The following is a 24990-nucleotide window of genomic DNA, read 5'->3' as shown; positions in this document are numbered from 1 at the left end:
ATGAGCGGACCGATGAGGTCCTGGAAAGGCCGGGAACCCCCGTAAAACAAGGGTTCTCGGCTTTTTTTTCATGTGCGATGCAGTGCGTACGTGAACGTATCAGGCCCTGCGACGGTGGGGGTACATATTGGGGTATCTCGCCACTCGGCTGACCTTGATACCCCCAATGCCCCTGACCGACCTCGCAATACGCCGCGCCAAGCCCGCCGACCGACCGCAGAAGCTCTCAGACGGCGGCGGCCTGATCTGATGGTCGCAGTGAACGGTGGGCGCTACTGGCGCTGGAAGTACCGGTTCGCAGGCAAAGAGAAGCTGTTGGCCGTGGGTGTCTATCCCGAGGTTCCACTGGCTCTCGCTCGGCAGCGCCGCGATGAGGCTCGCCAGCTGCTGGCCCAGGGTATCGACCCGGGCGAGCACAAGAAAGCTGCCGCCGCTGCGCTAAAGCCGAGACCTGAGCGCCATCTGCCGGCAGTGACGGACCCGATGAGCTGGGACCGCTCCTGCGCGCCATGGATGGCTACAAGGGCAGCCACCCATCTTCAGCAGAGGAACAGGTAGGTACACATCGGCCCCACCTGCCTCGTTACTCCGAACCCTTGCGAGGACTTCTGTACCCCTCGACCGGCTCGCAACAGGCACCATTCGTCCCGATCGGTGTTCTGGCCGACGACCGGGCTGAGCCAGTTCATACCGATAAGCAATTCCGGCAGAGTCACGCCTTCGGTAGCGATGACGCTCGGCTCTTGGGAACGCCGGAGTGCGACACCTCGCCCACCAGCCTATTCAAGCGCCACGCAAGATGAGCTGCCAACGGCCCGCGTCCAGCGAATGAACATACAGTCTTACGGCGTTGCGCAAACTGTGTAGATGTTGATGATGGCCGGCCCGTTGACGTACCCGTAGGTGCGCCAGCCGTTGCCGTTGGGATAACTTCCAACTGGCGAGAATCGACCAGCATTCATGTCTGAATATCGGCCCAGCTCAGGGACGCCGCCGCGGAATACAATTTGGTTCGGCTCGCTGGTGTTCCACCCGCCAGAGATCGGCGTGAACCCGGCCGGGCACTGTGGGGTGGCATCAACCGACTGGCCTCCGGCCGTGCGGGTGTACGCCTCGACAACGGTCTGGTATGTCGCGGCGTGGGCAGATGAAACAGCCAGCAGTGAAGCCGCAGCTATCAAAGATGCAATACGAGATTTCATAACAGCTCCATGTCTTAGGGGCGCCGGCGTGAGCTTGCACAAAGCTTCGCGGATTGAGCTGCCATCTTGGCACCGCTACCGGCTTCACTAGCTTCCCCCGGAAGTCCAACGCGACGTGTCAGGAAAATCCGAATTTGGTATCAGTAGATCACTGGCTCTAGCATCGGCTCAACACCATTGCAAGCTGACCTACGCAACGAACGAACGCGCCACCGTTCCACCGCCCGCGGATGCATTAGAGTGCCTTGCCACACGACGTGGCTCAGAAATCAAGAAAAGGAGCCTCAGATGTCATTGCTAAAAATCGCTTTTTCACTATCTCTGCTAGCAGCCTCTGTTGCAGCAACTGCAGGAGGTCCAGGCTCTCGCTACTTGCAACTTCCTGGTGATGTTCGTGTCAGCCCCGGGACTACCGCCCTACTTTCAAGCACCATCCAACTTCCGGCTGCAGGGTGGGTCTACGTTCAATCTGACGGGCGCTACTTCCCCAATGGCAAGTCCGCGGCGAATGCATACATCACAATCGACGGCGCAACGGTCTCCAATGACAGCTACATAGATTGGCGCCAGTCGAATGCTGCACAGCAGCACTCATTTAATGTCGTAGGTGCGCAATACCTGCAAGCTGGCAACCATACAGTCACGCTGCACGGCTCAGCGGTCGGTGCCCCAGTCTTCTTCGGAGCAGCTTCAAATCTTTCGGTTCTAGCAACTGGAGCCACAAGCGTTACTAACTCGTCATTACCTGCGGATACTGCGCAACTCAACTTCAACACGTCTGGCACCTCGGAAGGCACACCTCTCCAAGCCGATGATCGCGCCACTCTACTTTCAGCCTCTGCCGGCAATCAGCAGGGCCCCATCGTTGCAATGGGATCCGCACGGGCCTACGTCTTTGGGGCGTATGGGGACGGTATGATGGGCCTGCTCCTGAATAATCAAGAGCCGGGAATTGACTCGATGACATGGTCAATTAACGACCTTTTCAGCGGCGCAGAAACGCAGGCGCCATTTTTCTCACAGGGCTTCTTTGCGAATCCGCCCGCTCAGAGCACTGTTCAACTCGTGGCATCCGAGTCACCTTATTTTACGCCCCAAGACGGGCAGACCAACAATGTGGTTTACCGAGCAGGGGCAAATTCTCGCCTGGTCACCTTAGCTAATGGCTTCAGGGTCGCTGGAAGAGGACTGAACCCGTCCATTAATTACGCGGCACTTGGACCCTACAGGCGCTACGCGTATGTCTGCATTGGCACAAATGGCTATAACACTACTTGCCCCGCTTCGGGATCAGAAATTGTCTTAGGACAGGGCCAAGTTTGTGTTCCCGAGGGACACAATGGCACAGTGATGTTTTCGGCCAAAACTCGTGTCCAAGGCGACACGAATGATGCTGGCGGCTCAGTCTTCCTCTACTTAAAAATCGACGGGCAACAAATTGGGAGCCTAGGAACGCAGCAGTTGGGACCAAGACCCAACGCTGTTAGTACAAGAACCATTGGTGCGAGTTACCTCAGCGCTGAGGGAGCCGCACTCTCTACTGGCTGCCATACGGTGCAGGCCGTGGCTCAAGCTATTGGCGACTTTCGCAATATGTCGCTCAATGCTGACATGCCAGTCGTCTGGTTTGACTGACCTTATCGTTTCTCCAAAAGCGCGATAGGTTTGTTTGGCACTTGCAGCAGTAGCTGCCATTTCACTAGCCCCTACATAGCTTATGGCGCTTGAGTAACACTTAGCCGAGGTGCGCCGGCGCAAGCGAGAGCCTGCGCCGGCTTTAATCGTTTCAAACCGCGAGGCTCTAAGTAGGCAGCAAGCGGAGAAGACGTCCTAAAGACAAGCTCAGCTTTGTGGAGAGAAAATAGCCTCGATTGCACTCCACAAGGACACCAAGATCATCGTAATGTTGGGAAATGCACTGGGCATTGTCGGAGGTCTGGATGCCGAGCTCAAACTCTGTTTTCGAAGTCCACCGTTCCGTACAGCGCATCAACGCTCAATGACTCATTCAAAACGCTCTAAATAACCGCCTGCCTCAGTGAGTCCCACGCGAACACGGCGTTCGTGGATCGAAAAAAAGCAGAGTGATTTGTTCACCCCTAACTCGATCAGCCGGGGCATTTTGATAAGATTCAAGCGGCATACAAGTCATCAATTCCGAATAAATTTCCAGATCTACCAAAGCCACATGAGAGAGACCACGGTCATCCATATTAGGAAGAGGAGGCAGTTGCCGACTACAAGCGCTCCAGTATGAATAGGCACTTTGATGCATCACGGCCTGGCTTTCGAGATGGTGCTAAGGCCCCAGGAGTGCGCAGTTTTTTCAAATGCCATTACGTCGTTCGAGAACAGGTGCACGTAAGCAGACGTTAACCTGATGACTTCGCCTAACTCAAACGCCCTGCCGTCGAGATCAATCCCTGACAGCCCCCAGATAAACATCCTCGCACGTCATGCTGCCCCTCCTCGGGCTCCAACGTTGAGTGCAGCCCTAGACGACTGGGGGTATCAACTGGGGGTTGGGGGAACAAGGACCAAGTCCGAATTTGACCACAGATATATCAACAACTCGCGCAATATTATCGGTAGAGCCCACCTCCACCAAACAACGGTCCTAAGACGACCGACTAAGGCCGGGACTCCTCGATGCAGAGGGCTCCCGGCCTTTTTCATGGGCGATACCGAGACCGCCTGCTCCGAGGAACGCGTGACCTGCCGCCAACTGGCGCTGACAGGCTGCCGCGCCAGCCGTTGCCAGATGCGAACACAAGACAGGCCGAAAATTGCGCCGGTGCTGGTGCACGCGTCGAACGCCTGCGGCGTGCGCCTACCCTCCAGCGCGCGGGTCTTTCAGGCCTCCTCCCTACGCCCGCCGGGAACTTGCCACGCATCGGCCACGCGTGCGCCACGCGTGAGTGCACGCCGGCAGGATGCGTCAATTACTGACGTGGGCGGTCTGTTCGGTGCGCCCGGCAGGTCCGTCCGCGACGACGTTGACTGGCTCGTGTGCCGGTGCCGCATCGCCACGCAGTTGGTCGAAGAGCGCGAGCAGTTCGGTGGCTTCCTGTTGCAGCAGGACCAGGGCACTTTTGTTGGGTTCTTGCATGTCGCCTCCGTCCAAGACGCTCCCCAGCGTTGTCCAGGGCTGGAGCAAACCGCATGCCAGCCTGTCTGGTGCTGGCTTGGCCGATGCGACCATGCGCACCAGCACCTGCGCTCAGGCGGGTTCGAGCTGTCGTTGCGCTTCGGCGTGCATGGCCTCCAGCGTCACCATGCCGGCGACGCGAGCGGCCGCCATGGCGCTGCGGTGGTCGGGAAACGTGGCAGAAAGTGCGCTGCCTGCCCGGTCGCCGGCGCTTCCGGCACCGATCTGGGCGATCTGCCAGTCGGCAACCCAGCCGGGGCTCGGGCCATCGCCCCGGGCAGCGCGGCAGGTCAATTGATAGCTACCTAGAAAAATGACCAATCTGTTGCCCGGCTCGATGACGAGCGTAAAGCATATCGTCGTGCCGCCGCCGGAGCGACCTTGAGCCCGTCCCGCAGCTGACTGGCAAGCGAAGTGAAGCATAGGCACGCGACTTGCATCGGTCTCTACTAGACAATCAGTGTCGGGGAAACACGGTGTTGACCAAGAAAGCAAAACGCCACGCTGCCGGCGCCTTGTTGCTCGGCGGGATGATCTTCGTCCTGATCGGCATAGGCGGGTATTTGACCACGCAGCGTTCGCTGTCCGACGCCGGCTGGGTGACGCACACGCAGGAGGTGATCGCCAGCATCGACGAGATCCAGGCCGGAATGCTGTCGGCGGAGTCGTCGGTGCGCGGCTATGTCTTGACCGACAACGAAGCGTTTCTCGGGGTGTACGCCGATGCGATCGGGCGACTGCCCGAGCGCATCGTGCGGCTGGACGCCCTGGTGCAGGACAACCCGGTACAGCGGCGCCATGTCGTGGAGCTTGGACGCCTGGTGGACATTCGCCTGACGCAGATCGACGACCTGTTGCACAGCTACCGCAAGCAGGGCCTGGATGGGGCGCGCGCCTCGATCGCACGTGGCGTGTTCCAGACCTCGTCTTCGCTGCGCCGCCAGGTGCAGATCATGACGGAACTGGAGCGCCAGCAACTGGTGAAGCGCAATGACACCAACACGCGCAGTGCGCAGTGGGTGCTGTGGGTCACGGTGGTCGGGATTTTCAGCGGCTTGCTGGTGATGTTGCTGGCCTACCGGCTGCTGTCACGCGAACTGGAACGGCGCGTGCGGGCCGAGGACGCCGCCAGCACGACCAGCGAGCGCCTGATCGAATCGTTCGCCACACTTGAACGCACGTCGGCGGGGCTGGAGGCGCTGGCGCGTTACTCGGGGTTGCTGCAGAACTGCCGCGATGCCGAGGAAGCACTGGAAATCACCGCACGCACGATCGCGCCGCTGGTCCCGGGCGCGGCCGGTGCGGTCTATCTGCTGCGCGCCTCGCGCGATCGTGCCGAACAGGTGGTGGCCTGGGGCACGATGGCCGACGACGACAACGCCAGCATCGCGCCGGACACCTGCTGGGCCTTGCGCCGCGATCGCACGCATGTGGTGCAAGACGCCAGCCAGGGAATGCTCTGCCAGCACGTCGGCGCCAATCTTCCGGCGCACGCGAGCACCGTCTGCATCCCGTTATCGGCGCAGGGCACGCAGTTGGGGATGCTGGCGCTGCGCAGCGAGGATCCGCGCGACCTGGCCTCGTTGACCGTGGCCGAGGCAGCGGCCGAACAATTGTCGCTGGCGCTGCACAACCTGCGTCTGCGCGAAACGCTGCGGCAACAGTCCATCCGCGATCCGTTGACCGGACTGTATAACCGCCGGTATCTCGAAGAGGCGCTCAATCACGAACTGGCGCGCTGCACGCGACGGGTACAGCCCTTGTCGGTGCTGATGCTGGATGTGGACCACTTCAAGCAGTTCAACGACCTGCACGGCCACAGCGGCGGTGATCGCGTCCTGGCGGCGATCGGCGAATTCCTGCTGGCGCAGACGCGCGGCGAAGACATCTGCTGCCGCTACGGCGGCGAAGAGCTGACGATCATCCTGCCCGAAGTGGACCTGGCGACCGCCTGCCGGATGGCCGAGAAGCTGCGCGCCGGCATCGAGTCCCTGCAGGTCATGGCCGATGGCGTCTCGTTGCCGAAGGTCAGTGCATCGTTCGGCGCGGCCAGCTTTCCCGAGCATGCAGGCAACATGGCGCAGCTGCTGCGGCGCGCGGACGAAGCGCTGTACCGCGCCAAGCAGGCCGGGCGCAATCAGGTGGTCAGTGCCGGCGCGTCGGCCACGCGGTAAGCCACGCCGTTACCAGCATTGGGGCTGCGCCTGCAGCCCCACCTTCGCGCCGCCCGGGCCGGCTGCAATGCAGGCGGCTCGCCGGTTGGGCAGAGCAGCAGTCACGTGCAGCTCTACCCATCCTCATCGGTAGGAATCAGGCCGGCGCCCGCCAGCATGCCGTCCACACGGGTCCGCACATAGGCTGCGTCCTCGGCCGCGGCGCTGCTCAGCAGGGCCTGGGCACGCGCCTGGAAATCGAGGTAGTCAAAATCCGCGTCCTCATCGGCGGACAGCTGCGGCAGTTCGTCCTGCAGCGCATCCAGGCGCGTGTCGAGTTCTTCGCGTGTGGGCATGGCAGACTCCGACGACAAAGACGCTACGGTTGCGGCACGGCCGTCAAGGATGTGCGAAGCCCGGCCCGGCAACGCTTCATTTTCCTACCCGTTGCCGCGACGCGTGCACGCTCAACTTTCGCAAGGCTCCGCCGATAATGATGCCGACCCCTATAGAACCTTCCCTGTGATCCTCCACCTGCGGCGGGATTTCCGCCTCGGCATCGTCAAGACGCTGGGGCCGATCACCGCGCTGTTGCTTTGCCTTTATGCGGTGTACCTGGCCATCACCGGTCAGGCGCTGGCCTGCCTCATCACCGCCTCGCTCGGCATGTTTGCGATATGGCGGGGCTGGAGGATGCGCGATGCCGAACGCACTGGCGCTGGTGGCGTGTGGCTGGCCTCCATCAACGTCGGTGGCTGTCTCGTGGCCTGCTGGACCGGCGGCGATGGTGCCCTGCCCTGGCTGTTTCCGGTGCTGGCCACCAATTACTTCCTGTGCGGCCCGCAACGCGCGGTGCTGCTGAGCCTGCCGCTGCTGGCAGCACTCTTGCTGTTGCCTGGCCTGATCGTCAGCCCCGGCCAGGGCGTGTCGACGGTCGTGGTGACGGTGGTGACGCTGGCGGTGGGCTATGCGTTTTCGTTGCGCATGCAGGACGACCGCGTGCATCTGGAAGAACTGGCCTCGCTGGATGCGCTGACCGGCCTGCCCAACCGACGCATGCTCGAGCGTGCGCTCACCCACCAGATCGATCGGCGGCAGCCGCATGAACGGCTCAACAGCCTGATCATCCTGGATCTGGACCATTTCAAGGAGGTCAACGATCTGTACGGGCATGCCGCAGGCGATGCCGCGCTGTCGGATCTGGCCACCATCCTGCGTTTCGAAGTGCGCGAGCCGCATCAGGTGTTCCGCTTCGGCGGCGAAGAATTCGTGGTGTTGTTGCGTGCCGGTTCCTTGCAGGAACTGGAAGCGGCCACCGAACGCCTGCGCAAGGTGATCCGCAACGGTCTGCGCGGCCCGGGTGGCCGTATCACGGTATCGCTGGGCGCGGCGCGCCACGATGGCGAGACGCATTGGCAGGACTGGTTTTCGCGGGCCGATGCCGCGCTGTATCTGGCCAAGAACGGTGGCCGCGACAGCGTGCGGGTGGCCGACTGAGCGCAGGCCGTCGTCTCAGCGCCCGGGCAGCGGGCACACCGGCTCGGTGCTGAGATCCCGGCACCGCGTTGGCCAACAGCCGACAACGCGTCGGCGCCGCTTGTCGCAGGCCGGCGCAGCTGACAGCGGCTCACACGGCTGGCGAACAGCCATCAGGTCACACGGCAACCGGCGGGTACCGGTGATACTTGCCGATGGCGAGCACTGTCCGCACTCGCCCGCCGGCGGTCCATCAGGGAGTCAGCCGCGCCAGACGGTTACGTTTCCGAGTGAGACTGCGGGGCGACCTGACCGCCGCCCCGCATGCCTGCCTAGCGATCGAGCACTGCCACCGGTGCTGCAGGCGCCTGGTCCTGCTTCCAGCCGCCCAAGGCCTTGTACACACCGACCACACCGACATTGACCGCTGCTTCGGCCTGCGCCAATGCATCGTCGGCGGCCAACTGGGTGCGTTGTGCGTCCAGCAGGGTCAGGAAGTCTTCCGAGCCCTCGCGGTAGCGGATCTGCGCCAGTTGTTCGGCACGCCGCGCCGCATTGGCCTGCTCCACCACGATCGCCAGGCGCGCCTGCTGGCGGCCGTAGCCGATCAAGGCGTTCTCGGTGTCTTCCAGCGCCAGCAACACCGTCTGCTGGTATTGCGCCAGCGCGCCGTCGGCCTGCGCCTTGCTGGCACGCAGGCGTGCACGCACGGTGCCGAAGTCGAATGCCGCCCAGCTGATCGACGGGGTGATCGACCAGGCCTTGCCGCTGCCCTCGGTCAGCCTGGCCGCGTCGCCGGACAGGAAGCCGACAAAGCCGCTGACGCTGATGCGCGGAAACAGGTCGGCCGTGGCCACGCCGACCTGCGCCGTGGCCGCCGCCAGCCGACGTTCGGCGCTGCGCACGTCCGGGCGCTGACGCAGCAATCCGGCGGTATCGCCCAGCGGCAACGCACGTGCGAACGCGGGCGTGGTGCGCGCCACCAGGGTGGCATCCAGGGCATTGGGCGGCTGGCCGAGCAGCACCGCCAGGCGATGGCGGTACTGCGCTTCGGCGGTTTCCAGCAGCGGAATGTCCGCCTCGATCGCCTTCAACCGCGCCAGGCTGCTCTGCACATCCAGCTCGCTGCCCGCGCCCAGGTCCCAACGCGTCTGCGTCAGCCGCTGGGTGTCGTGCAGGTTGGTCAGCGTGCGCTTGGAGACCTCCAGCTGCTTCTGCGTGCCGCGCAACTCGAAGTAGTTGCGCGCCACTTCGGCAGCGACGGTGACCTGCACGTCAAGCAGGCCGGCCTGCTCGGCTTCCAGATCCGCGCGTGCCGCTTCGGAGGCGCGCCGCTGACGGCCGAACAGATCCAGCTCCCAGGCCGCATCCAGCCCCAGGGTGGTCTGCTCGGTGAGGAAGCGCTGGTTGCCGGCGACCACCTGCTGTTGCTCGCGGCGATCGAAGCTGCCCTGCGCGGTGATGTGCGGAGCCTGGTCGAGGCGACGCTCGACGAACACCGCACGCGCCTGCTTGACGCGCGACACGGCGATGCGCAGATCGTGATTGGCGAACAAGGCATCGCGCACCAACTGTTCCAGCACCGGGTCGTCGAACTGCGACCACCAGTTGCCGACCGGCGATTCGGCGCTGAAGGCCGCGTCCTGCGCGCCCTGCAAGGTCACCGCGGCCGGCGGGTCGGGCCGGTAATCCGGCCCGACCGCGCAACCGCTGAGCACCAGCGCGGCCAGTGCCACGCTCAGAAGGTTTCTTACCATGGCAACACTTCTCCCAGATGCGTGAAGCTGCCGGTGGCGCCGTGCGCGTCGAGCAGCGCCATCTGCACGCTGCTGTGCGCGCCCTGCTCTACCTCGATCTCGCCGCCACCGCCGTTCATGTCGGTTTTGACGTAGCCCGGATGCACGGTGTTGACCTTGATGGCGGTGTCGCGCAACTCATGGGCCAGATGCACCGTCCAGCTGTTGACCGCGCTCTTGGAGGCGTCGTAGGCGGGAATCTTGAAGTCGTAGATCGGCGAGCCGGGCTGGGTATGCAGGGTCAGCGAGCCAAGCATGCTGGACACATTGACGATGCGTCCGGCCAGCGAACGACGCAGCAGCGGCAGGAACGCCTTGGTGACGCTGACGACCGCGAACAGGTTGGTGTCGAAGGTCCGCTTCCACACCTCCAGGCTCTGCTGCGACGGGGTGCGCTGCATGTCCTCGATCATGATGCCGGCGTTGTTGATCAGGATGTCCAGGTGGCCGTGACGCTGTTCCACCGTGCCGACCGCCGCGGCGATGCTGATGTCGTCGTTGACGTCGAGCTGGATGGCTTCCACCGGCAGGCCTTCGGCCTGCAGCTTGAGTGCGGCGGCGACGGCATCGTCGCGCTTGCGGCCTGCCAGCAGCGTGTGCACGCCGGCCTGGGCCAGCTGCCGGACGGTTTCCAGGCCGATGCCGCGGGTGGCGCCGGTGACCATTGCGATCTTGTGGTTGCTCATTTCAATGTCCTTGTACTGCGAATGGGGTTGGGAACGACGCACTCACGCCTTGACGTGATCGTGCGCGACGGTGGCCGGTGCGGCGGGTTCGCGACGCGTCACCCACTTGCGCAGCGCCACATAGAACACCGGGGTCAGGAACAGCCCGAACAGGGTCACGCCAAGCATGCCGGCGAACACGGTGATACCGGTGACCGAGCGCACTTCGGCGCCGGCGCCATGCCCGAACACCAGCGGCACGGTGCCGGCGATGAAGGCGATGGAGGTCATCACGATCGGACGCAGACGCAGGCGGCAGGCTTCCAGCGCGGCCTCGACGATGCCCTTGCCGTGCATTTCGAGTTCGCGGGCGAACTCCACGATCAGGATCGCGTTCTTGCACGCCAGGCCCATCAGCACCACCAGGCCTACCTGCACGAACACGTTGTTGTCGCCGCCGGTGAGCCACACGCCGAACAAGGCAGACAGCAGGGTCATCGGCACGATCAGGATCACTGCCAGCGGCAGCGTCCAGCTCTCGTACAACGCGGCCAGCACCAGGAACGCCAGCAACACCGCCATCGGGAACACGATCAACGCCGAGTTGCCCTGGGTGGATTGCTGATAGCTCAGATCGGTCCACTCGATGTTCATGCCGTTGGGCAACACCTTCGGCGCCATGCCAGCCAGCGTCTGCATCGCCTGGGTGGAAGAGAGCACGCGCGGGTCCGCTTCGCCGATCAGGTCGGCAGCCGGGTAGCCGTTGTAGCGGATCACCGGATCCGGGCCGTAGGTCTGGCCCAGCGTGACCATGCTGCCGATCGGCACCATCTGCCCGCGATCGTTGCGGGTGCGCAGGTTGGCGATGTCTTCGACACTGTCGCGGAACTGTCCATCGGCCTGGGCGATCACCTGGTAGGTGCGACCGAAGCGGTTGAAGTCGTTGATGTAGGACGAGCCCAGATAGGTCTGCAGCGTGTCGAACAGATTGGTCAGCGGCACGCCCTGTGCCTTGGCCTTGTCGCGATCGACCTTGGCATCGAGCTGCGGCACATTGGCCTGATACGTGCCGATCGGGAACTGCATGCCCGGCGTTTGCGAGATCGCACCGGACATCGCATTGACCGCACTCTGCAACTGGCCATAGCCCAGGCCGGCGCGGTCCTGGATGTACAGCGAGTAGCCCGAGCCCTGCCCCAGGCCCAGGATCGGCGGCGGCATGAACGCAAACGCAAAACCCTGCTGGATCTGGCTGATGCGCGCGTTGATCTCCGCGTTGATCTGCGCCGCCGTGCGGCTGCGCTGACTGAACGGCTTGAGCGTCAGGAACACCGTGCCGGTATTGGGCGTATTGGTGAACTGCAGTGGATTCAGGCCCGGAAACGCGATCGCGTGGTCCACGCCTTCGGTCTGCAAGGCGATCTGGGTGATCTGACGGATCACCTCGTTGGTGCGTTCCAGCGAGGCGCCTTCCGGCAACTTGGTGCCGGCAATCAGGTACAGCTTGTCCTGGGTCGGGATGAAGCCGCCCGGCACCACCTTGAACATGAAACCGGTGACCACCAGCAGCAGCACATACACCGCGAACACCGCGCCACGCTTGCCCAGGGTCCGCGAGACCGCGCCCTGGTACTTGTGCGAACTGCTGTTGAAGAAGCGGTTGAACGGACGGAACAACCAGCCGAACAAGCGGTCGATCAACCGCGACGGGCCATCCTTCGGTGCGTCATGCGGCTTGAGCAGCATGGCGGCCAGTGCCGGCGACAGGGTCAGCGAGTTGATCGCCGAAATCACCGTGGAAATGGCGATGGTCACCGCGAACTGCTTGTAGAACTGGCCGGTCACGCCCGACAGGAACGCCATCGGCACGAACACCGCGCACAGCACCAGCGCGATGGCGATGATCGGCCCGGAGACTTCGCGCATCGCCTGATGCGCCGCGGCCAGCGGGGCCAGGCCTTCTTCGATGTTGCGTTCGACATTTTCCACCACCACGATCGCATCGTCGACCACGATGCCGATCGCCAGCACCAGGCCGAACAGGCTCAGCGTGTTGATCGAAAAACCCAGCAGGTACAGCGCGGCAAACGTACCGACCACCGACACCGGCACCGCCAGCAACGGAATGATCGAGGCGCGCCAGGTCTGCAGGAACAGGATCACCACCAGCACCACCAGCAGCACCGCTTCCAGCAAGGTATGCACCACCGCGCTGATCGAGTCGCGCACGAACACGGTCGGGTCGTACGCAGCCGACCACGCCATGTCCTGCGGGAACTGCTTTTCCAGCTCGGCCATCTTGGCGCGCACCGCATCGGACAACTCGATCGCGTTGGCACCGGGCGACTGGAACACGCCCATGCCGACCGCGTTCTTGTTGTCCAGCTGCGAGCGCAAGGTGTAGTTGCCGGCGCCCAGTTCCAGGCGCGCCACATCCGACAGGCGCACGATCTCGCCGCTGTTGCCGCTGCGGATCACGATGTTGCCGAACTCTTCTTCGGTGGTCAGGCGGCCCTGGGCATTGATCGAGAGCAGGAAATCGCTCTTGTTGGGCATCGGCTCGGCACCGAGCTGGCCGGCAGAGACCTGCACGTTCTGCTCGCGGATGGCCGCCACCACATCGCTGGCGGTGAGCCCGCGCGCGGCGACCTTGTCCGGATCCAGCCAGATGCGCATGGCGTAGTCGCCGGCACCGAAGATCTGGATCTGGCCCACGCCCGGCAGGCGCGACAGCTCGTCCTTGACCTTCAAGGTGGCGTAGTTGCTCAGGTACAGCGAGTCGTACTTGCCCTTGGGCGAGGTCAGATGCACGACCATGGTCAGCGTCGGCGACTGCTTCTGCGTGGTCACGCCCTGGCGCCGCACGTCCTCGGGCAGACGCGCCTGCGCCTGGCTGACGCGGTTCTGCACCTGCACCTGCGCCTGGTCCGGATCGGTGCCCGGCTTGAAGGTCACGGTGACCACCAGCACGCCATCGGAGCCGGCGACCGACTTCATGTACATCATGTCTTCCACGCCGTTGATGGCTTCCTCAAGCGGCGTGGCGACGGTCTCCGCGATGACCTTGGGGTTGGCGCCCGGATACACCGCACGCACCTGCACGCTCGGCGGCACCACTTCCGGGTATTCGCTGATGGGCAGCAGCGGCATGGCGATCAGGCCGGCGGCGAAGATGATGATCGACAGCACCGCGGCAAAGATCGGTCGGTCGATGAAAAAACGGGAAAAGTCCATGGGGGTGGTCCTGAAAGAGGTTGCCGCCGGGTGGCGGCGCGGCACAGCGGGCCCGAGCCGGCCTCGTTGCGAGGCCGGTGGTCACGGGTGCGATGCAGCGATGAATCAGTTCGACGCGGTGCGCTTGTCCGGTGCCGTGGCCATGGCAACGGGCTTGACATCGACCGGCATGCCGGGCATGAAGATCTTCTGCACACCATCGACCACCACGCGGTCGCCGGCAGCCAGTCCCTTGCGCACGATGCGCAGGCCGTCGGCATTGCGGCCAAGCTCGATATCGCGCCGTTGTGCCTTGCCGTCCTTGTCGACCACGTACACGTACTTGCGGTCCTGGTCGGTCAGCACGGCCTTTTCGTCGACCAGCATGGCCTTGAACTGGCCGCTGCCCAGCAACTGCACGTGCGCATACAGGCCCGGCGTGAACTGGCGCTGGGCGTTGTCCAGCACTGCGCGTACGCGGATGGTGCCGGTGCTGCGGGTGACCTGGTTATCCAGGAAATCCACGCGCCCGGTGTGCGGGAAGCCCTGCTCGCCGACCAGGCCGATGCGCACCGGCAACTCGCCACCGCGCGCATCCGGGCGCTCGCCGTTGCGCGCCATCTGCGAATAACGCAGGAAGGTGCCTTCGTCGGCATCGAAGTACACGAACACCTTGTCCAGCGACACCAGCGTGGTCAGCACGCTGGCGCTGTCGCTGGCGGTGACCAGGTTGCCGGCGGTGACCATCGCACGTCCGGCGCGGCCATCGATCGGCGCACGCACGCGGGTCCAGTCCAGGTTGAGCTTGGCGGTATCCAGCGCGGCCTGTGCGGCCAGCAGATCGGCGTCGGCCTGATCGGCGGCAGCGCGGCGCTGCTCCCAGGTCTCGGTCGAAATGGCCTGCTGGTCGGACAATTTGCGGGCGCGTGCCGCTTCGCTGCGGGCCAGCGTGGACTGCGTGCGTGCACGCACCAGCGCCGCGTTGGCGCGCGCGAATTCGGCACGGTAGCTGCGGTCGTCGATGCTGAAGAGCACATCGCCCTTCTTCACTTCGGCGCCTTCGACGTAGTTGACCTTGTCGATGTAGCCGGACACGCGCGGGCGCAGCTCGACGCTTTCCACCGGCTCGATGCGGCCGCTGAATTCGTCCCACTGGCTGATCTCCTTCATCAACACCGGGGCGACGCTGACGCTGGGCGGCGGCGGCGCACCGGTCTCGGCAGCCTTGCTACCGCAACCGGCCAGCACAACCGCGAGTACGGCGCCCGTCAATACAGTACGCAAGGGAAAACGGAACGGGGTGGCGTTCGGGGTCATGGGGAGATCTCTCGGGTGGGGATGGGAAAATGCAGACCGGCAAGCCGGTCGGCCGATGGAGCGGCGTGCGGGCGACGGCTGACGGTCACGATGGCTTGCCCGGGCTGGCCAGGCCCGGCGATCAGCGAGACTGCGGCGCGGCCGACATCCACGGCGCGGATCCATTCCGGACACGCATCCTTGGCACGGCCCGGCGTGCACACCGGCTGCTCGACCGACAGCAGATGCACGCGGACGCCGAACGGCTTGGCTTCCTCGTGCAGGACCTGGGCGAGCATGCGCGTGGCCGCGGCGGCAACGGAGGTATCGCCGTGTGCAGCCCAGGCGCGCAGTGCGCAGGGGCTGCCCAGCAGCAGGTAGCGACCGCCGCCCTCGGCCTCGGCCAGCAGCGGCAGCAGATGCCGCGCGGCCGCCAGATGCGGCAGCACGTCGCGCTCCAGGCGGCGACGCAGCGCAGCGACCGGGCGGTCCAGCAGGCGGCCGGCCTTCAGCGGGCTGCCCAGGCTGGCGATCACCGCCGCCAGCGGACGCGGGCGCTGGGCCAGTTCGCCGGCCAGCGCCTGCGCCGAGGCGTCGTCGGCCACCGAACCCCGCAAGGTCTCCAGCAGCGGTGTGTTGCCATGCTGCGCGCGCAGCGCGTCGAGCTTGGCGGTGTCGCGTCCAATCACCAGCACCGGCATCCCGGCATCGAGCAAGGCGGCGACGATCCCGGCGCCGACATCTCCCGTACCGCCGATGACGGCCGTCTCGGATTGGACCATCCCGGTCATGGGACTTTCACTCCCGACATCGGGACAATGCCACGCTGCGCCAGACGCGCCGACAGTCCGGTCCGCTGCGCAGGCGCCCCGCCGGCCTGACGCCTGGGCGGCGTCGAAAATGCACGTGAAACACTGGCACGCGGGCTTCTCGCCGCCGGAATCACGGGATCGAAGGCGCCTTCGATGGCGCTACGGGAGGCGGACGACATGCCGAACACATTGCACAACCACATGGCCGTGCTCCTGGATGGAGGGGATGGCGCATAAGTTAGGCCTCAAACCAGCACTTGATTAGTCCGGATTTAGGGGAATAATCGTCCCGTAAGCGGTCTAATCCCTCCTGACCCCCGGAAGGCATTCCCCATGACTCACGATCTCAACGACACCCTGATCTTCGTCAAGGTGGTCGAACAAGGCAGCTTCATCGCGGCAGCCAACGCGCTTGGCCTGCCCAAGACCACCGTCAGCCGCAAGGTGCAGGAGCTGGAAACCCGCCTGGGTGCCCGCCTGCTGCACCGGACCACCCGCCGCATCGGCCTGACCGAAGCCGGCTCGGTGTACCACGAACACTGCCAGCGCATCGCGCGCGAACTGGAAGAGGCCGAGAGCGCCGTCGGGCAATTGCAGTCCGGCCCGCGCGGCTGGCTGCGTTTCACCGTGCCCTACTCGCTGGGCATCACCTGGATCGCACCATTGCTGGGCGAGTTCCATGCGCAGTACCCGGAAATCCAGCTGGACATGCATCTGGGCAACGAGAAGCTGGACCTGATCGGCGGCGAAGCCGATCTGGCACTGCGCGTCGGCGCCCTGCCCGATTCCAATCTGGTCGCGCGCAAGCTCGGCAGCCTGCGCACGCAGGTGTTCGCCAGCCCGTCCTACATCGAGCGCTATGGCGAGCCGTTGCATCCGGACGAGCTGCAGTTCCATCGCACGCTGGCGCTGCGCAAGAACCGCAACGTGCACAACAACCGCTTTTTCTGGTCGCTCAGCGACGGCAGCGATGTGCGCGATTTCCCGGTCAATCCGTTGATGGTGGCCAACGATCCGGCTGCGCTCAATGGCGCGGTGCTATGCGGCGAAGGCTTGCTGCTGACCGGCGACGTGATGGCCAAGCCATTCGTGCAATCGGGTCTGGTCCGCCGGGTGCTTGCGGGGTGGACCGGGCCGGAGGTGGACTTCAACGCGGTGTTCGCCGGCGGCCGTCTGGTCTCGCCGAAAGTGCGCGCCTTCGTGGACTTCCTGGTGACGCGGATGAACTTCGACGCGGATTACATGATGGCGCAGTGCCCTGCGCGTCTGGCGGCACAGAAGGCCGACAACGATGCGAAGATCGAAGTCGGCGCAGACGCGCAATTGCGTGCAGAAGGCAAGCGCATCCTGGAAAACGTCACGGCGTAGCCAGCACTCGAATAGTCGCCTAACGGAGCACCCTCGCCCCCTCGGGACAAGGTGCCCGAAGGGCGATGGAGAGGCGTTACCCGTACAAGCGAAACGTCCTGGCTGCTACAAATCTCGAATCCCGAATCGCTGCAGGAGTGTCTGTGCCATCCGGCGCCGGTACTTTTTGTCGTGGCGAATCACCGCTGTCGACCGATGCAATCTTGAAGCGACCGAACGCGCGAGCTTTAGCGTGGTCTGGAGATCCGAAGCTGCGTTGGTCAACGCCTAGCGATAGCGTCTAACTGCAAGTCAAAAGACCAGTTGGTCGAGTGCGCGGTGCCCTCACCGCTTGCGGGACACGCCGTGAATGCGTCCATGGAGGCTCCTCGGCGGCATCCATGCCGCCGAGGAGCCCGCAACCGGCAAGGACACCGCACCAGAGAGTTGGTCGGCTGCCTTCTCGAAGGCATGTCGCTCGGCTTGCGCCAGACAGGTGAGAAGTTTGCAGGTCACGTGTTGAAAGCCTGTCGGCCGCCCCGTTTGCGATGGGAAGGCGATAAAAAGCTGATGGGACCCAGAGTGATCCGCTCAGCGCACCTCGTGCCCTGCTTGCAACCACGCACACCGACCATCCCGACAGGTCCTTGCCCGCCCACCGTCGCGGGACCTTGAGCGGCATGGATGCCGCGCCAGAGCCTACACGGACGTACTTGCGGCGTGTCCTGCGATGGTGGGCGGGCAAGGGCCCTGCAGAAGACCCGCAGATCGGCAGCTTCGCACCCGACGCATCCACACCATCCAATCACCACAAAGGCGACCAAAACCCGAACTTCTGCGGTGATGGAATGTTCAAGCCGGTTGACCTAGGTCGCGATGCTCTCCCCTCGCTTCTCCCTGCACGCCGTAAATCCATCCATGGAAGGATCCATTCCGCCCCATGGATCCCGCAACCGCAATGGAACCGCACCCGCCAAAACAGCACTCAATAGACTGACGCGTCGCGCTTGATCAAAAAAATTCGCAGCGCAAAAAAACAGGCCGCTTGCGCGGCCCGTCTTGTTTACTCATCGCGGCTCGTCAATCGACTCGTCACGATTCAGTGCGGCACACTCAACGCATGCCGGTGTTGTTCCCGGCACCTTCGGAGCGCAGCGGGATCAGGCGGATTTCGACGCGGCGGTTCTGCGCGCGGCCGGCATCGGTGCTGTTGTCGGCAATCGGGTAGCGCTTGCCGGCACCCATGGTTTCCATCCGCTCGCGCTGCACGCCTTGTGCGGTCAGGTACTGCGCGACCGCGCCGGCGCGTTCTTCGGACAGACGCTGATTGACCGCGTCGCTGCCCACGCTGTCGGTATGACCGACCACTTCCACCATGGTCTGGTTGTATTCGCGCAGCGTGGAGGCCACGCCATTGAGCGCGCTGTAGAACTGCGGCTTCAATGCAGACTTGCCGAAGTCGAAGGTGATGCCGTCGGGCAGGTTCAGGGTGATGTTGTCGCCCTGGCGCTGCACTTCGATACCGGTGTTGGCGGTGCGCTCACGCAGCGCGCGCTCCTGGCGATCCTGGTACTGGCCAACCGCCGCGCCGCTGAGCGCGCCGATGCCGGCACCCACCATCGCATGCTGACGACGCTCGGTGGCGCTGTCGCCGGTCAGCAGACCAGCGGCCACGCCGATCGCAGTACCGATCAGCGCGTTGCGGCCGGTGCGATTCTGCTGTTGCGTCTGCTCGCCATATTGGTCGCGCTGCACATACGAGCCGCCGGTGGCGCAGGCGGACAACGCGATGGCGCTGGCCAGGGCAACGGCAAGGCTCTTGGTGGCTGCTGGGGACATGGTGTTCTCCTGTGGCCGGACCATCCGGCACTCAATCGTGTCGGCGAGGATAAACAGGCCAACGCGACTGGCGCATGATGAAACCGACCGCCGGCTGCATCTGGCTAGTGCTGCATTCAGGAAAACGTTTTCTGTTCGAACTGCGCCTTACATATCTGCATCGTCTTCGTGCGCGTGCCACGCAAGCGACGCAGCACAAGCATGCGACGGCTCAGCCCTGCAAAAACTTGGGTCTCAGGTGAGTAGCACCGTTGGCCTTCGCGCTGGCGCGCGTGCTTATCCGCGCGTTTTCGCATAGGCCGCCAACGCCGCGTCGCGGCCCTCGGCCAGGCCGATGACCGGCGTACGCGGATACTCCGGTGCCAGACGCGCCAAGGACAACGGATGCAGCCACGGTGCGAAGCGTTCCTTCACCGCAAGCTTGCCGAGTTCCGGTATCCAACGCGTGATGTAGGCCGCCTGTGGATCGAACTTCTCCGCCTGCGTGACCGGGTTGAACACGCGGAAATACGGCGCTGCATCGGCGCCGGTACCGGCGACCCATTGCCAGCCCATCGTGTTGTTGGCCAGGTCCGCATCCACCAGCGTGTCCCAGAACCAGCGCGCGCCTTCGATCCAGTGCACGCGCAGATGCTTGCACAACAGGCTCGCCACGATCATGCGCACGCGGTTGTGCATCCAGCCGGTGTGCCAGAGCTGGCGCATGCCGGCATCGACGATCGGAATCCCGGTGCGGCCGCGCTGCCAGGCCTGCAACGCGACCGGGTCCACCTTGGCCCAGTCGAAGCCTTCGAAGCGCGGGTTGAGATTCTGGTTGGTGGTATCGGGAAAATGGTGCAGCAGGTGATACGCAAAATCGCGCCAGCCCAATTGGCGGATATAGCCGTCGATCTCCGCCGCGTTGCGTGCGTTGCGATTGGCTTCCAGCGTGCTGGCGATCCGCCACGGCGCGATCTCGCCGAAGTGCAGATGCGGCGACAGCTGCGAGGTGCCAACCCGATCGGGCCGGTCGCGGTTTTCGCGGTAGCCGGACAGCGCACCGTCGATGAAGATCTCCAGCATCTCGTGCGCGCCGGCCTCGCCGGGCTGCCAGTGGTCCCAGAAGCCCCGGTCCCAGTCCAGCGTCGGCAGCAACCCGAGCGTCTCCACCGCCACAGTCTTCACTTGCGCCGGCAACGGCGGCAGGCTGCGCGGTGCCGGCACCGCAGCCGGCAATTGCAGCTGAGTGAGCGCATTGCGCCAGAACGGGGTGAACACCTTGTACGGGCCGCCCTGCTGCGTCGTCAACTGCCACGGTTCGAACATCAGTGCGGAGTTGCAGCTCTGCACTTCGATCCCGCGCTCGCGCAGGCTGCGCTTGATCTGCGCATCGCGCGGCTGTGTGGCCGGCTCGTACTTGCGGTTCCAGTACACCGCCACCGCCTTGGTCTGCGCGATCACCTCATCCAGTACCTGCGCGCTGTCGCCGGCGCGAATGACCAGGCCGCTGCCCAGCGCGCGCAAGGCCGCATCCAGTGCCGCAAGCGAGCGATGCCGCCAGCTCCGCGAGGCCGCGCCCGGTGTCCACTCGCCTTCTTCGTGCGGCGCATCGATATACAGCGGAATCGGCTGGTGCCCCGCATCCAGCGCAGCCTGCAAGGCCGGGTTGTCTTCCAGGCGCAGATCGCGACGGAACCAGACGATGGCGTATGACATACAAGCTCGACAGCGACGATGAGGCGCGCAGGATAAGCCAGCCGCTGCAACGATGGCGCGATGCCGCAGCGACGGATTGCCGCCCGGCACCACGCGGGACGCTTACTCGAAACTGCCTACCGAGTCGTGGGCCAGATTGTCGAAACGGGTGTATTCGCCGAAGAACTTGAGCTTGCACGAACCGGTCGGTCCGCCGCGGTGCTTGCCGATGATGATCTCGGCCAGGCCCTTGTCCGGCGAATTTTCCTTGTTGTAATAGTCGTCGCGGTAGATGAACACGATCATGTCCGCGTCCTGCTCGATCGCGCCGGATTCGCGCAGGTCGGCCATCACCGGGCGCTTGTCGGTACGTGTTTCCAGCGAGCGGTTGAGCTGCGACAACGCGATCACCGGCACGTTGAGTTCCTTGGCCAGGCCCTTGAGCGAACGCGAGATTTCCGAGATCTCGGTCGCACGGTTTTCGCTGTTGCCCGGCACCGACATCAGCTGCAGGTAGTCGATGACGATCAGGCCCAGGTCGTGCTCGCGCTTGAGTCGGCGGCACTTGGAACGCAGTACTTCCGGCGACACGCCCGGCGTGTCGTCGATGAAGATCTTGGTTTCCTTCAGCATCTTGATCGCGCCGGTCACACGTGCCCAGTCCTCGTCTTCCAGCGCACCGGTACGCAGCCGCTGCGCATTGATGCGGCCATTGGACGAGATCAGGCGCATGGCCAGCTGCGATGCCGACATTTCCATCGAGAACACCGCCACGCCCTTCTTGGATTTGATCGCGGCGTATTCGGCGATATTCAGCGCAAAGGTGGTCTTGCCCATCGCCGGACGCGCGGCCAGGATGATCAGGTCGGTCGGCTGCAGGCCGGAGGTCATCGCGTCGAAATCGTTGTAGCCGGTCGGCAGGCCGGTGATGTTGCCGCCGTTTTCGAAACGGCTGCGCAATTCTTCGAAGGCGTCCTTCAATGCGCCCGGCATCGCCACGAAGTCGGTGCGCCCTCGCGCGCCGGCCTCGGCGATCTTGAACACCGCCTTCTCCGCCGACGACAGCAACTCCACGCTTTCGCGGCCCTCGGGCTGGAAGCCGTCGTTGACGATGGTGGTACCGACTTCGATCAGCTGCCGCAGCACCGCCTTGTCGCGCACGATCTCCGCATAGGCGGCGATATTGGCCGCCGAGGGCGTGGTGCTGGCCAACTCGATCAGGTAGGCGCCATCGCCCACCTGTTCCAGCTTGCCTTGCGATTCGAACCACTCGCCCAGGGTCACCGCATCGAAGGGGCGGTCCTTTTCGTTCAGTTCGCGAATCGCGCGGTAGATCAGGCGATGATCGCGGCGGTAGAAATCGTTGTCGGTCAGCTGGTCGTTGACCCGGTCGAACGCCTCCGGCGCCAGCATCAGCCCACCGAGCACGGCCTGCTCGGCCTCGACCGAATGCGGCGGCACCCGCAACTGGTCAAGCCGCGGCTCGGGACGATCGTAATCGTCATCGCGATCGCGATTGCGCTTGGAACGGAAACCAGGACGAGCAGACATGGACAAACAGACCTGACACGAGGGAGACGGGGGCAGGAAGCATAGTCATCGGCGGCGCCGACGACCATGCACAACTCTGTGGATAACTGGTGGACAGCCGGTGCATCACCGTTCTACGCGGCAGCTGTCGCAACCGCCGAGACGCTTGCGGCGCCTGGGTTTGCGCCGCACCACCGGCCGCCATTGGCGGCCGCCTCCAGGCGCACCACCGCTGTGGTCAACTCAGCGCTTGAACTGTTCGGTCAGGCCCAGGAAGGCGTCGACAAAGCCCTGCAGGAACTTGCGGCTGTCGGCGTTGGCAATCTGGTTGTCGGCCCCGAACAGCCCGTCTTTGTACTGCAGGAAGACTTCCGGCTGGCCGAGCACATGCATGTCCAGATACGACAACACATTGCGCAGATGCTGCTGCGCGGTGGCGGTGCCGATCGCCCCGACCGAGATGCCGACCACGGCAGCCGGCTTGCCCGCAAAGGCGCTGTCGCCGTAGGGACGCGAGCCGGTATCGAGGGCGTTCTTGAGTACGCCGGGAATCGAGCGGTTGTATTCGGGAGTCACGAACAGCACCGCATCCGCCGCCCGGATCTGCTGCTTCAGCCGCCTGCCTTCAGCCGGAAAATCGCCGTCACGGTCCTGGTTGTACAGCGGGATGTCGCCGATCTCCAGATACTCGAACACCGCCTTGTCGCCGACCAGATGCTCCAGCGCGTGCGCCAGCTGGCGGTTGTAGGACGCTGCACGCAGGCTGCCGACCAGCACGGCGATGGTGATCTTGCTCATGGGAACGCTCCATTGGGGAATCAGCGCCCGACTCTAGTCAGCCTGGCGCTCATACCCGGTGAAGCGCGGCCGCCTCAGCGGCCGATTGCGGCGCGTTGCGTGCGCCAGTGCGCCTGCCAGGCCTGGAACATCAGCACCGTCCACAGATGGGTATGCCATTTGCGCTCGCCGCCATTGAAGTCGCGCCATAGCCCGGCCACGGTGTCGGCGGCGAACACGCCGTCGCGCTCCAGCGTGGCGTGCGCCAGCAGATCGTCGGCCCAGCCATGCAGATCCCCGCGCAGCCAGGCGCTCACCGGCGCGCCAAAGCCGCGCTTGCCGCGGTAGACCATCGGCTCGGGCAGATACCGGCACAGCACGCGCTTGAGCAGGTACTTGCTGACTCCGTCACGGTACTTCAGCGACAGCGGCAGCGACCAGGCGAACTCGGCCACGCGCCAGTCCAGCAACGGCGCGCGCGCTTCCAGACCCACCGCCATGGTGGTGCGGTCCACCTTGCACAGCAGGTCGTCAGGCAGATAGGCGGCAAAGTCGGCCAGCATCATCGCGTCGGCCGGGGTGCCGGAGCCGTGCAGCGGGTCGGCCAGGCTGTAGAAACTGTCGGGCTCGGTCGCGCCCAGCACCACCGCGGCCGGATCGCGCCAGCGCGAAATGCGGTTGCGGTAGATGTCGCCGATGCCGCGTGCGCCGGCCTCGGCCACCAGCGCGGCCAGGCCGCCGGTGCGCGAGGACTCGCCGTTGCGGCGTGCCGCCAGCGCCATCAGCCGCCGCAGCGGCCCCGGCACCAGCCCATGCATGCGCCAGTTGCGCAGCGCACGCTGGTAACGGCCGTAGCCGAAGAACAACTCGTCGCCACCATCGCCGGACAACGCCACCGTCACCCCGCCACGCGCCAGCCGTGCGACCAGCGCGGTCGGCACCTGCGAGGCATCTGCGAAGGGCTCGTCGAACATGTCCGGCAGGGTCGGCACCACCGCCAGCGCGTCGGCGCCGCTGACATACAGCTCGGTGTGGTCGGTGTGCAGATGCGTGGCCACCTCGCGCGCCAGCGGCGCCTCGTCGTGATGCGAGCCTTCGAAGCCGATGCTGAAGGTGTGCACCGGCTGGGTGCTCTGCGCCTGCATCATCGCGGTGACGATCGACGAATCGGTACCGCCGGACAGGAACACACCCACCGGCACGTCGGCCACCATGCGCAGCGCCACCGCATCGCGCAGCACCGCATCGAGCTGTTCCTCGGCCTGCACATCGCTGCCGGTGAACGGCGCCGCCAGTGCGCGCTGCATCGCTTCGCGTGCGTTCCAGAACGGCTGCTGCGCCTGGTCCGGCCGATGCGCCGCCGCGCCGGCCGCCACCATCTGCGCATCCAGCCGCAGCACGCGCCCGGGCATCAACTTGAAGGTGCGCTCGTGGATGCAGGCCGGCGCCGGGATGTAGCCCAGCCGCAGCAGCAGGGTCAGCGCATTGCGATCGACGCCATTATCGAACTCCGGGTGCTGCCACAGCGCCTTGAGTTCGGAACCGAACACCAGCGTGTCGCCGGCCCAGCCGTAGTACAGCGGCTTCTTGCCGACGCGGTCGCGGGCCAGAGACAGGCAGTTGTCGCGCTCGTCCCACAGCGCCAGCGCGAACATGCCGTTGCAGCGGGTCAGGGTGTCGTCCAGCCCCCACTCCACCACCGCCGCCAACAGCACTTCGGTATCGGAATGACCACGGAAGCGGTGCCCGAGCGCGGACAGGGCCGCGCGCAACTGCGCGAAGTTGTAGATCTCGCCGTTGTAGGCCAGCACATAACGGCCATCGGCCGAGCGCATCGGCTGATGGCCGAGCGGCGACAGATCCAGGATACTCAGGCGTTGATGCGCCAGCGCCACGCCGGCCTGCGCATCGCACCAGGTGCCGGCATCGTCGGGGCCGCGATGACGCAAGGCGGCCCCCATCGGCCGCACCAGGGCATCGAGTTGTTCGCCATGCATGCGTGGCGAGGCCAGCAGCAGTCCAGCCAATCCACACATCGTCAGTGCTCCTGCCGGCAGCGCAT

At 64.6% G+C, this 24990-nt stretch carries 19 protein-coding genes and 1 pseudogene; 5 read left to right on the top strand and 15 right to left on the bottom strand.

Translation table 11 applies throughout. The annotated features are described in order from the left end of the window. Positions 1 to 106: 106 nt before the first annotated feature. A pseudogene (locus EO141_RS21890) lies at positions 107 to 530 on the top strand (Arm DNA-binding domain-containing protein); the annotation flags it as partial. Positions 531 to 842: 312 nt separating this feature from the next. Here EO141_RS21890 and EO141_RS05460 read toward each other — a convergent pair. Then, the gene (locus EO141_RS05460; RefSeq protein ID WP_127168698.1) at positions 843 to 1202 is read right to left on the bottom strand and encodes a hypothetical protein; all 360 of its coding nucleotides are present in this window, start codon (positions 1200 to 1202) and stop codon (positions 843 to 845) included. A gap of 288 nt (positions 1203 to 1490) precedes the next feature. On the opposite strand from EO141_RS05460, the gene EO141_RS05455 reads away from it, so the two are divergent. Further along, on the top strand, positions 1491 to 2837 hold the full coding sequence (locus EO141_RS05455) for a hypothetical protein (RefSeq protein ID WP_127168697.1): 1347 nt from the start codon (positions 1491 to 1493) through the stop codon (positions 2835 to 2837). A 1303-nt stretch (positions 2838 to 4140) separates the two neighbouring features. Here EO141_RS05455 and EO141_RS21330 read toward each other — a convergent pair. Continuing rightward, positions 4141 to 4311: a hypothetical protein gene (locus tag EO141_RS21330; protein ID WP_164739080.1), complete on the bottom strand. Its 171-nt coding sequence runs from the start codon at positions 4309 to 4311 to the stop codon at positions 4141 to 4143. Between the two features lie 111 nt (positions 4312 to 4422). Next, positions 4423 to 4671 (bottom strand): hypothetical protein, encoded by a 249-nt coding sequence (locus EO141_RS05450; protein WP_115677062.1) that lies wholly within the window; start codon positions 4669 to 4671, stop codon positions 4423 to 4425. 155 nt (positions 4672 to 4826) lie between these two features. Between EO141_RS05450 and EO141_RS05445 the strand changes: the two genes are divergently transcribed. Further along, positions 4827 to 6524, top strand: a complete 1698-nt coding sequence (locus EO141_RS05445) for a diguanylate cyclase (protein WP_127168696.1) — start codon at positions 4827 to 4829, stop codon at positions 6522 to 6524. A gap of 113 nt (positions 6525 to 6637) precedes the next feature. Here EO141_RS05445 and EO141_RS05440 read toward each other — a convergent pair whose 3' ends face one another. Next, positions 6638 to 6931 (bottom strand): hypothetical protein, encoded by a 294-nt coding sequence (locus EO141_RS05440; RefSeq protein WP_127168695.1) that lies wholly within the window; start codon positions 6929 to 6931, stop codon positions 6638 to 6640. 94 nt (positions 6932 to 7025) lie between these two features. On the opposite strand from EO141_RS05440, the gene EO141_RS05435 reads away from it, so the two are divergent. After that, positions 7026 to 8000 carry a GGDEF domain-containing protein gene (locus EO141_RS05435; RefSeq protein ID WP_104583344.1) on the top strand — a complete coding sequence of 325 codons (975 nt, stop codon included), beginning with the start codon at positions 7026 to 7028 and terminating at the stop codon, positions 7998 to 8000. Between the two features lie 311 nt (positions 8001 to 8311). Here EO141_RS05435 and EO141_RS05430 read toward each other — a convergent pair whose 3' ends face one another. From EO141_RS05430 to EO141_RS05405, 6 genes are all read right to left on the bottom strand, one after another. After that, positions 8312 to 9736 (bottom strand): efflux transporter outer membrane subunit, encoded by a 1425-nt coding sequence (locus EO141_RS05430; protein ID WP_104583345.1) that lies wholly within the window; start codon positions 9734 to 9736, stop codon positions 8312 to 8314. Further along, on the bottom strand, positions 9730 to 10461 hold the full coding sequence (locus EO141_RS05425; protein WP_127168694.1) for an SDR family oxidoreductase: 732 nt from the start codon (positions 10459 to 10461) through the stop codon (positions 9730 to 9732). The genes EO141_RS05430 and EO141_RS05425 overlap by 7 nt, the downstream gene beginning before the upstream one ends. A 42-nt stretch (positions 10462 to 10503) precedes the next feature. Continuing rightward, positions 10504 to 13674, bottom strand: coding sequence for an efflux RND transporter permease subunit (locus EO141_RS05420; RefSeq protein ID WP_054592673.1), 3171 nt, complete (start codon positions 13672 to 13674; stop codon positions 10504 to 10506). Between the two features lie 105 nt (positions 13675 to 13779). Then, positions 13780 to 14970, bottom strand: coding sequence for an efflux RND transporter periplasmic adaptor subunit (locus EO141_RS05415; protein ID WP_127168693.1), 1191 nt, complete (start codon positions 14968 to 14970; stop codon positions 13780 to 13782). Continuing rightward, positions 14967 to 15740 carry an SDR family NAD(P)-dependent oxidoreductase gene (locus tag EO141_RS05410; RefSeq protein WP_104648380.1) on the bottom strand — a complete coding sequence of 258 codons (774 nt, stop codon included), beginning with the start codon at positions 15738 to 15740 and terminating at the stop codon, positions 14967 to 14969. The genes EO141_RS05415 and EO141_RS05410 overlap by 4 nt, the downstream gene beginning before the upstream one ends. Then, entirely contained in the window at positions 15737 to 15964 is a 228-nt protein-coding gene (locus EO141_RS05405) for a hypothetical protein (protein ID WP_115676632.1), read from the bottom strand. The genes EO141_RS05410 and EO141_RS05405 overlap by 4 nt, the downstream gene beginning before the upstream one ends. Before the next feature lie 130 nt (positions 15965 to 16094). Here EO141_RS05405 and EO141_RS05400 point away from each other — a divergent pair, with 130 nt between their 5' ends. Then, positions 16095 to 17129 (top strand): LysR family transcriptional regulator, encoded by a 1035-nt coding sequence (locus EO141_RS05400; protein ID WP_104583349.1) that lies wholly within the window; start codon positions 16095 to 16097, stop codon positions 17127 to 17129. Between the two features lie 1092 nt (positions 17130 to 18221). On the opposite strand, the gene EO141_RS05390 is transcribed toward EO141_RS05400, so the two are convergent. From EO141_RS05390 to asnB, 5 genes are all read right to left on the bottom strand, one after another. Next, on the bottom strand, positions 18222 to 18947 hold the full coding sequence (locus tag EO141_RS05390) for an OmpA family protein (RefSeq protein WP_016902719.1): 726 nt from the start codon (positions 18945 to 18947) through the stop codon (positions 18222 to 18224). Between the two features lie 276 nt (positions 18948 to 19223). Beyond that, positions 19224 to 20642, bottom strand: coding sequence for a deoxyribodipyrimidine photo-lyase (locus EO141_RS05385; protein WP_127168691.1), 1419 nt, complete (start codon positions 20640 to 20642; stop codon positions 19224 to 19226). A 102-nt stretch (positions 20643 to 20744) separates the two neighbouring features. Further along, positions 20745 to 22172, bottom strand: a complete 1428-nt coding sequence (locus EO141_RS05380) for a replicative DNA helicase (protein ID WP_104583351.1) — start codon at positions 22170 to 22172, stop codon at positions 20745 to 20747. A 222-nt stretch (positions 22173 to 22394) separates the two neighbouring features. Then, on the bottom strand, positions 22395 to 22949 hold the full coding sequence (locus tag EO141_RS05375; RefSeq protein ID WP_127168690.1) for an NADPH-dependent FMN reductase: 555 nt from the start codon (positions 22947 to 22949) through the stop codon (positions 22395 to 22397). A gap of 74 nt (positions 22950 to 23023) precedes the next feature. Continuing rightward, positions 23024 to 24964: an asparagine synthase (glutamine-hydrolyzing) gene (gene asnB / locus EO141_RS05370; protein ID WP_104648376.1), complete on the bottom strand. Its 1941-nt coding sequence runs from the start codon at positions 24962 to 24964 to the stop codon at positions 23024 to 23026. Positions 24965 to 24990 lie beyond the last annotated feature (26 nt).

The organism is Xanthomonas sp. BRIP62415, from assembly GCF_003993515.1.
Lineage (GTDB): Bacteria > Pseudomonadota > Gammaproteobacteria > Xanthomonadales > Xanthomonadaceae > Xanthomonas > Xanthomonas euroxanthea.
Note: the sequence above shows the minus strand (reverse complement) of the source record. Positions and strands in the feature narration are given on the sequence as shown.

Bases quoted from the DNA above. Each gene is read 5' to 3' on its own strand.
- EO141_RS05375 (WP_127168690.1), bottom strand. From the start codon at position 22,949: ATGAGCAAGATCACCATCGCCGTGCTGGTCGGCAGCCTGCGTGCAGCG.
- EO141_RS05420 (WP_054592673.1), bottom strand. From the start codon at position 13,674: ATGGACTTTTCCCGTTTTTTCATCGACCGACCGATCTTTGCCGCGGTG.
- asnB (WP_104648376.1), bottom strand. From the start codon at position 24,964: ATGTGTGGATTGGCTGGACTGCTGCTGGCCTCGCCACGCATGCATGGC.
- EO141_RS05390 (WP_016902719.1), bottom strand. From the start codon at position 18,947: ATGTCCCCAGCAGCCACCAAGAGCCTTGCCGTTGCCCTGGCCAGCGCC.
- EO141_RS21330 (WP_164739080.1), bottom strand. From the start codon at position 4,311: ATGCAAGAACCCAACAAAAGTGCCCTGGTCCTGCTGCAACAGGAAGCC.
- EO141_RS05405 (WP_115676632.1), bottom strand. From the start codon at position 15,964: ATGTGGTTGTGCAATGTGTTCGGCATGTCGTCCGCCTCCCGTAGCGCC.
- EO141_RS05455 (WP_127168697.1), top strand. From the start codon at position 1,491: ATGTCATTGCTAAAAATCGCTTTTTCACTATCTCTGCTAGCAGCCTCT.
- EO141_RS05415 (WP_127168693.1), bottom strand. From the start codon at position 14,970: ATGACCCCGAACGCCACCCCGTTCCGTTTTCCCTTGCGTACTGTATTG.
- EO141_RS05460 (WP_127168698.1), bottom strand. From the start codon at position 1,202: ATGAAATCTCGTATTGCATCTTTGATAGCTGCGGCTTCACTGCTGGCT.
- EO141_RS05425 (WP_127168694.1), bottom strand. From the start codon at position 10,461: ATGAGCAACCACAAGATCGCAATGGTCACCGGCGCCACCCGCGGCATC.
- EO141_RS05400 (WP_104583349.1), top strand. From the start codon at position 16,095: ATGACTCACGATCTCAACGACACCCTGATCTTCGTCAAGGTGGTCGAA.
- EO141_RS05385 (WP_127168691.1), bottom strand. From the start codon at position 20,642: ATGTCATACGCCATCGTCTGGTTCCGTCGCGATCTGCGCCTGGAAGAC.
- EO141_RS05380 (WP_104583351.1), bottom strand. From the start codon at position 22,172: ATGTCTGCTCGTCCTGGTTTCCGTTCCAAGCGCAATCGCGATCGCGAT.
- EO141_RS05430 (WP_104583345.1), bottom strand. From the start codon at position 9,736: ATGGTAAGAAACCTTCTGAGCGTGGCACTGGCCGCGCTGGTGCTCAGC.
- EO141_RS05410 (WP_104648380.1), bottom strand. From the start codon at position 15,740: ATGACCGGGATGGTCCAATCCGAGACGGCCGTCATCGGCGGTACGGGA.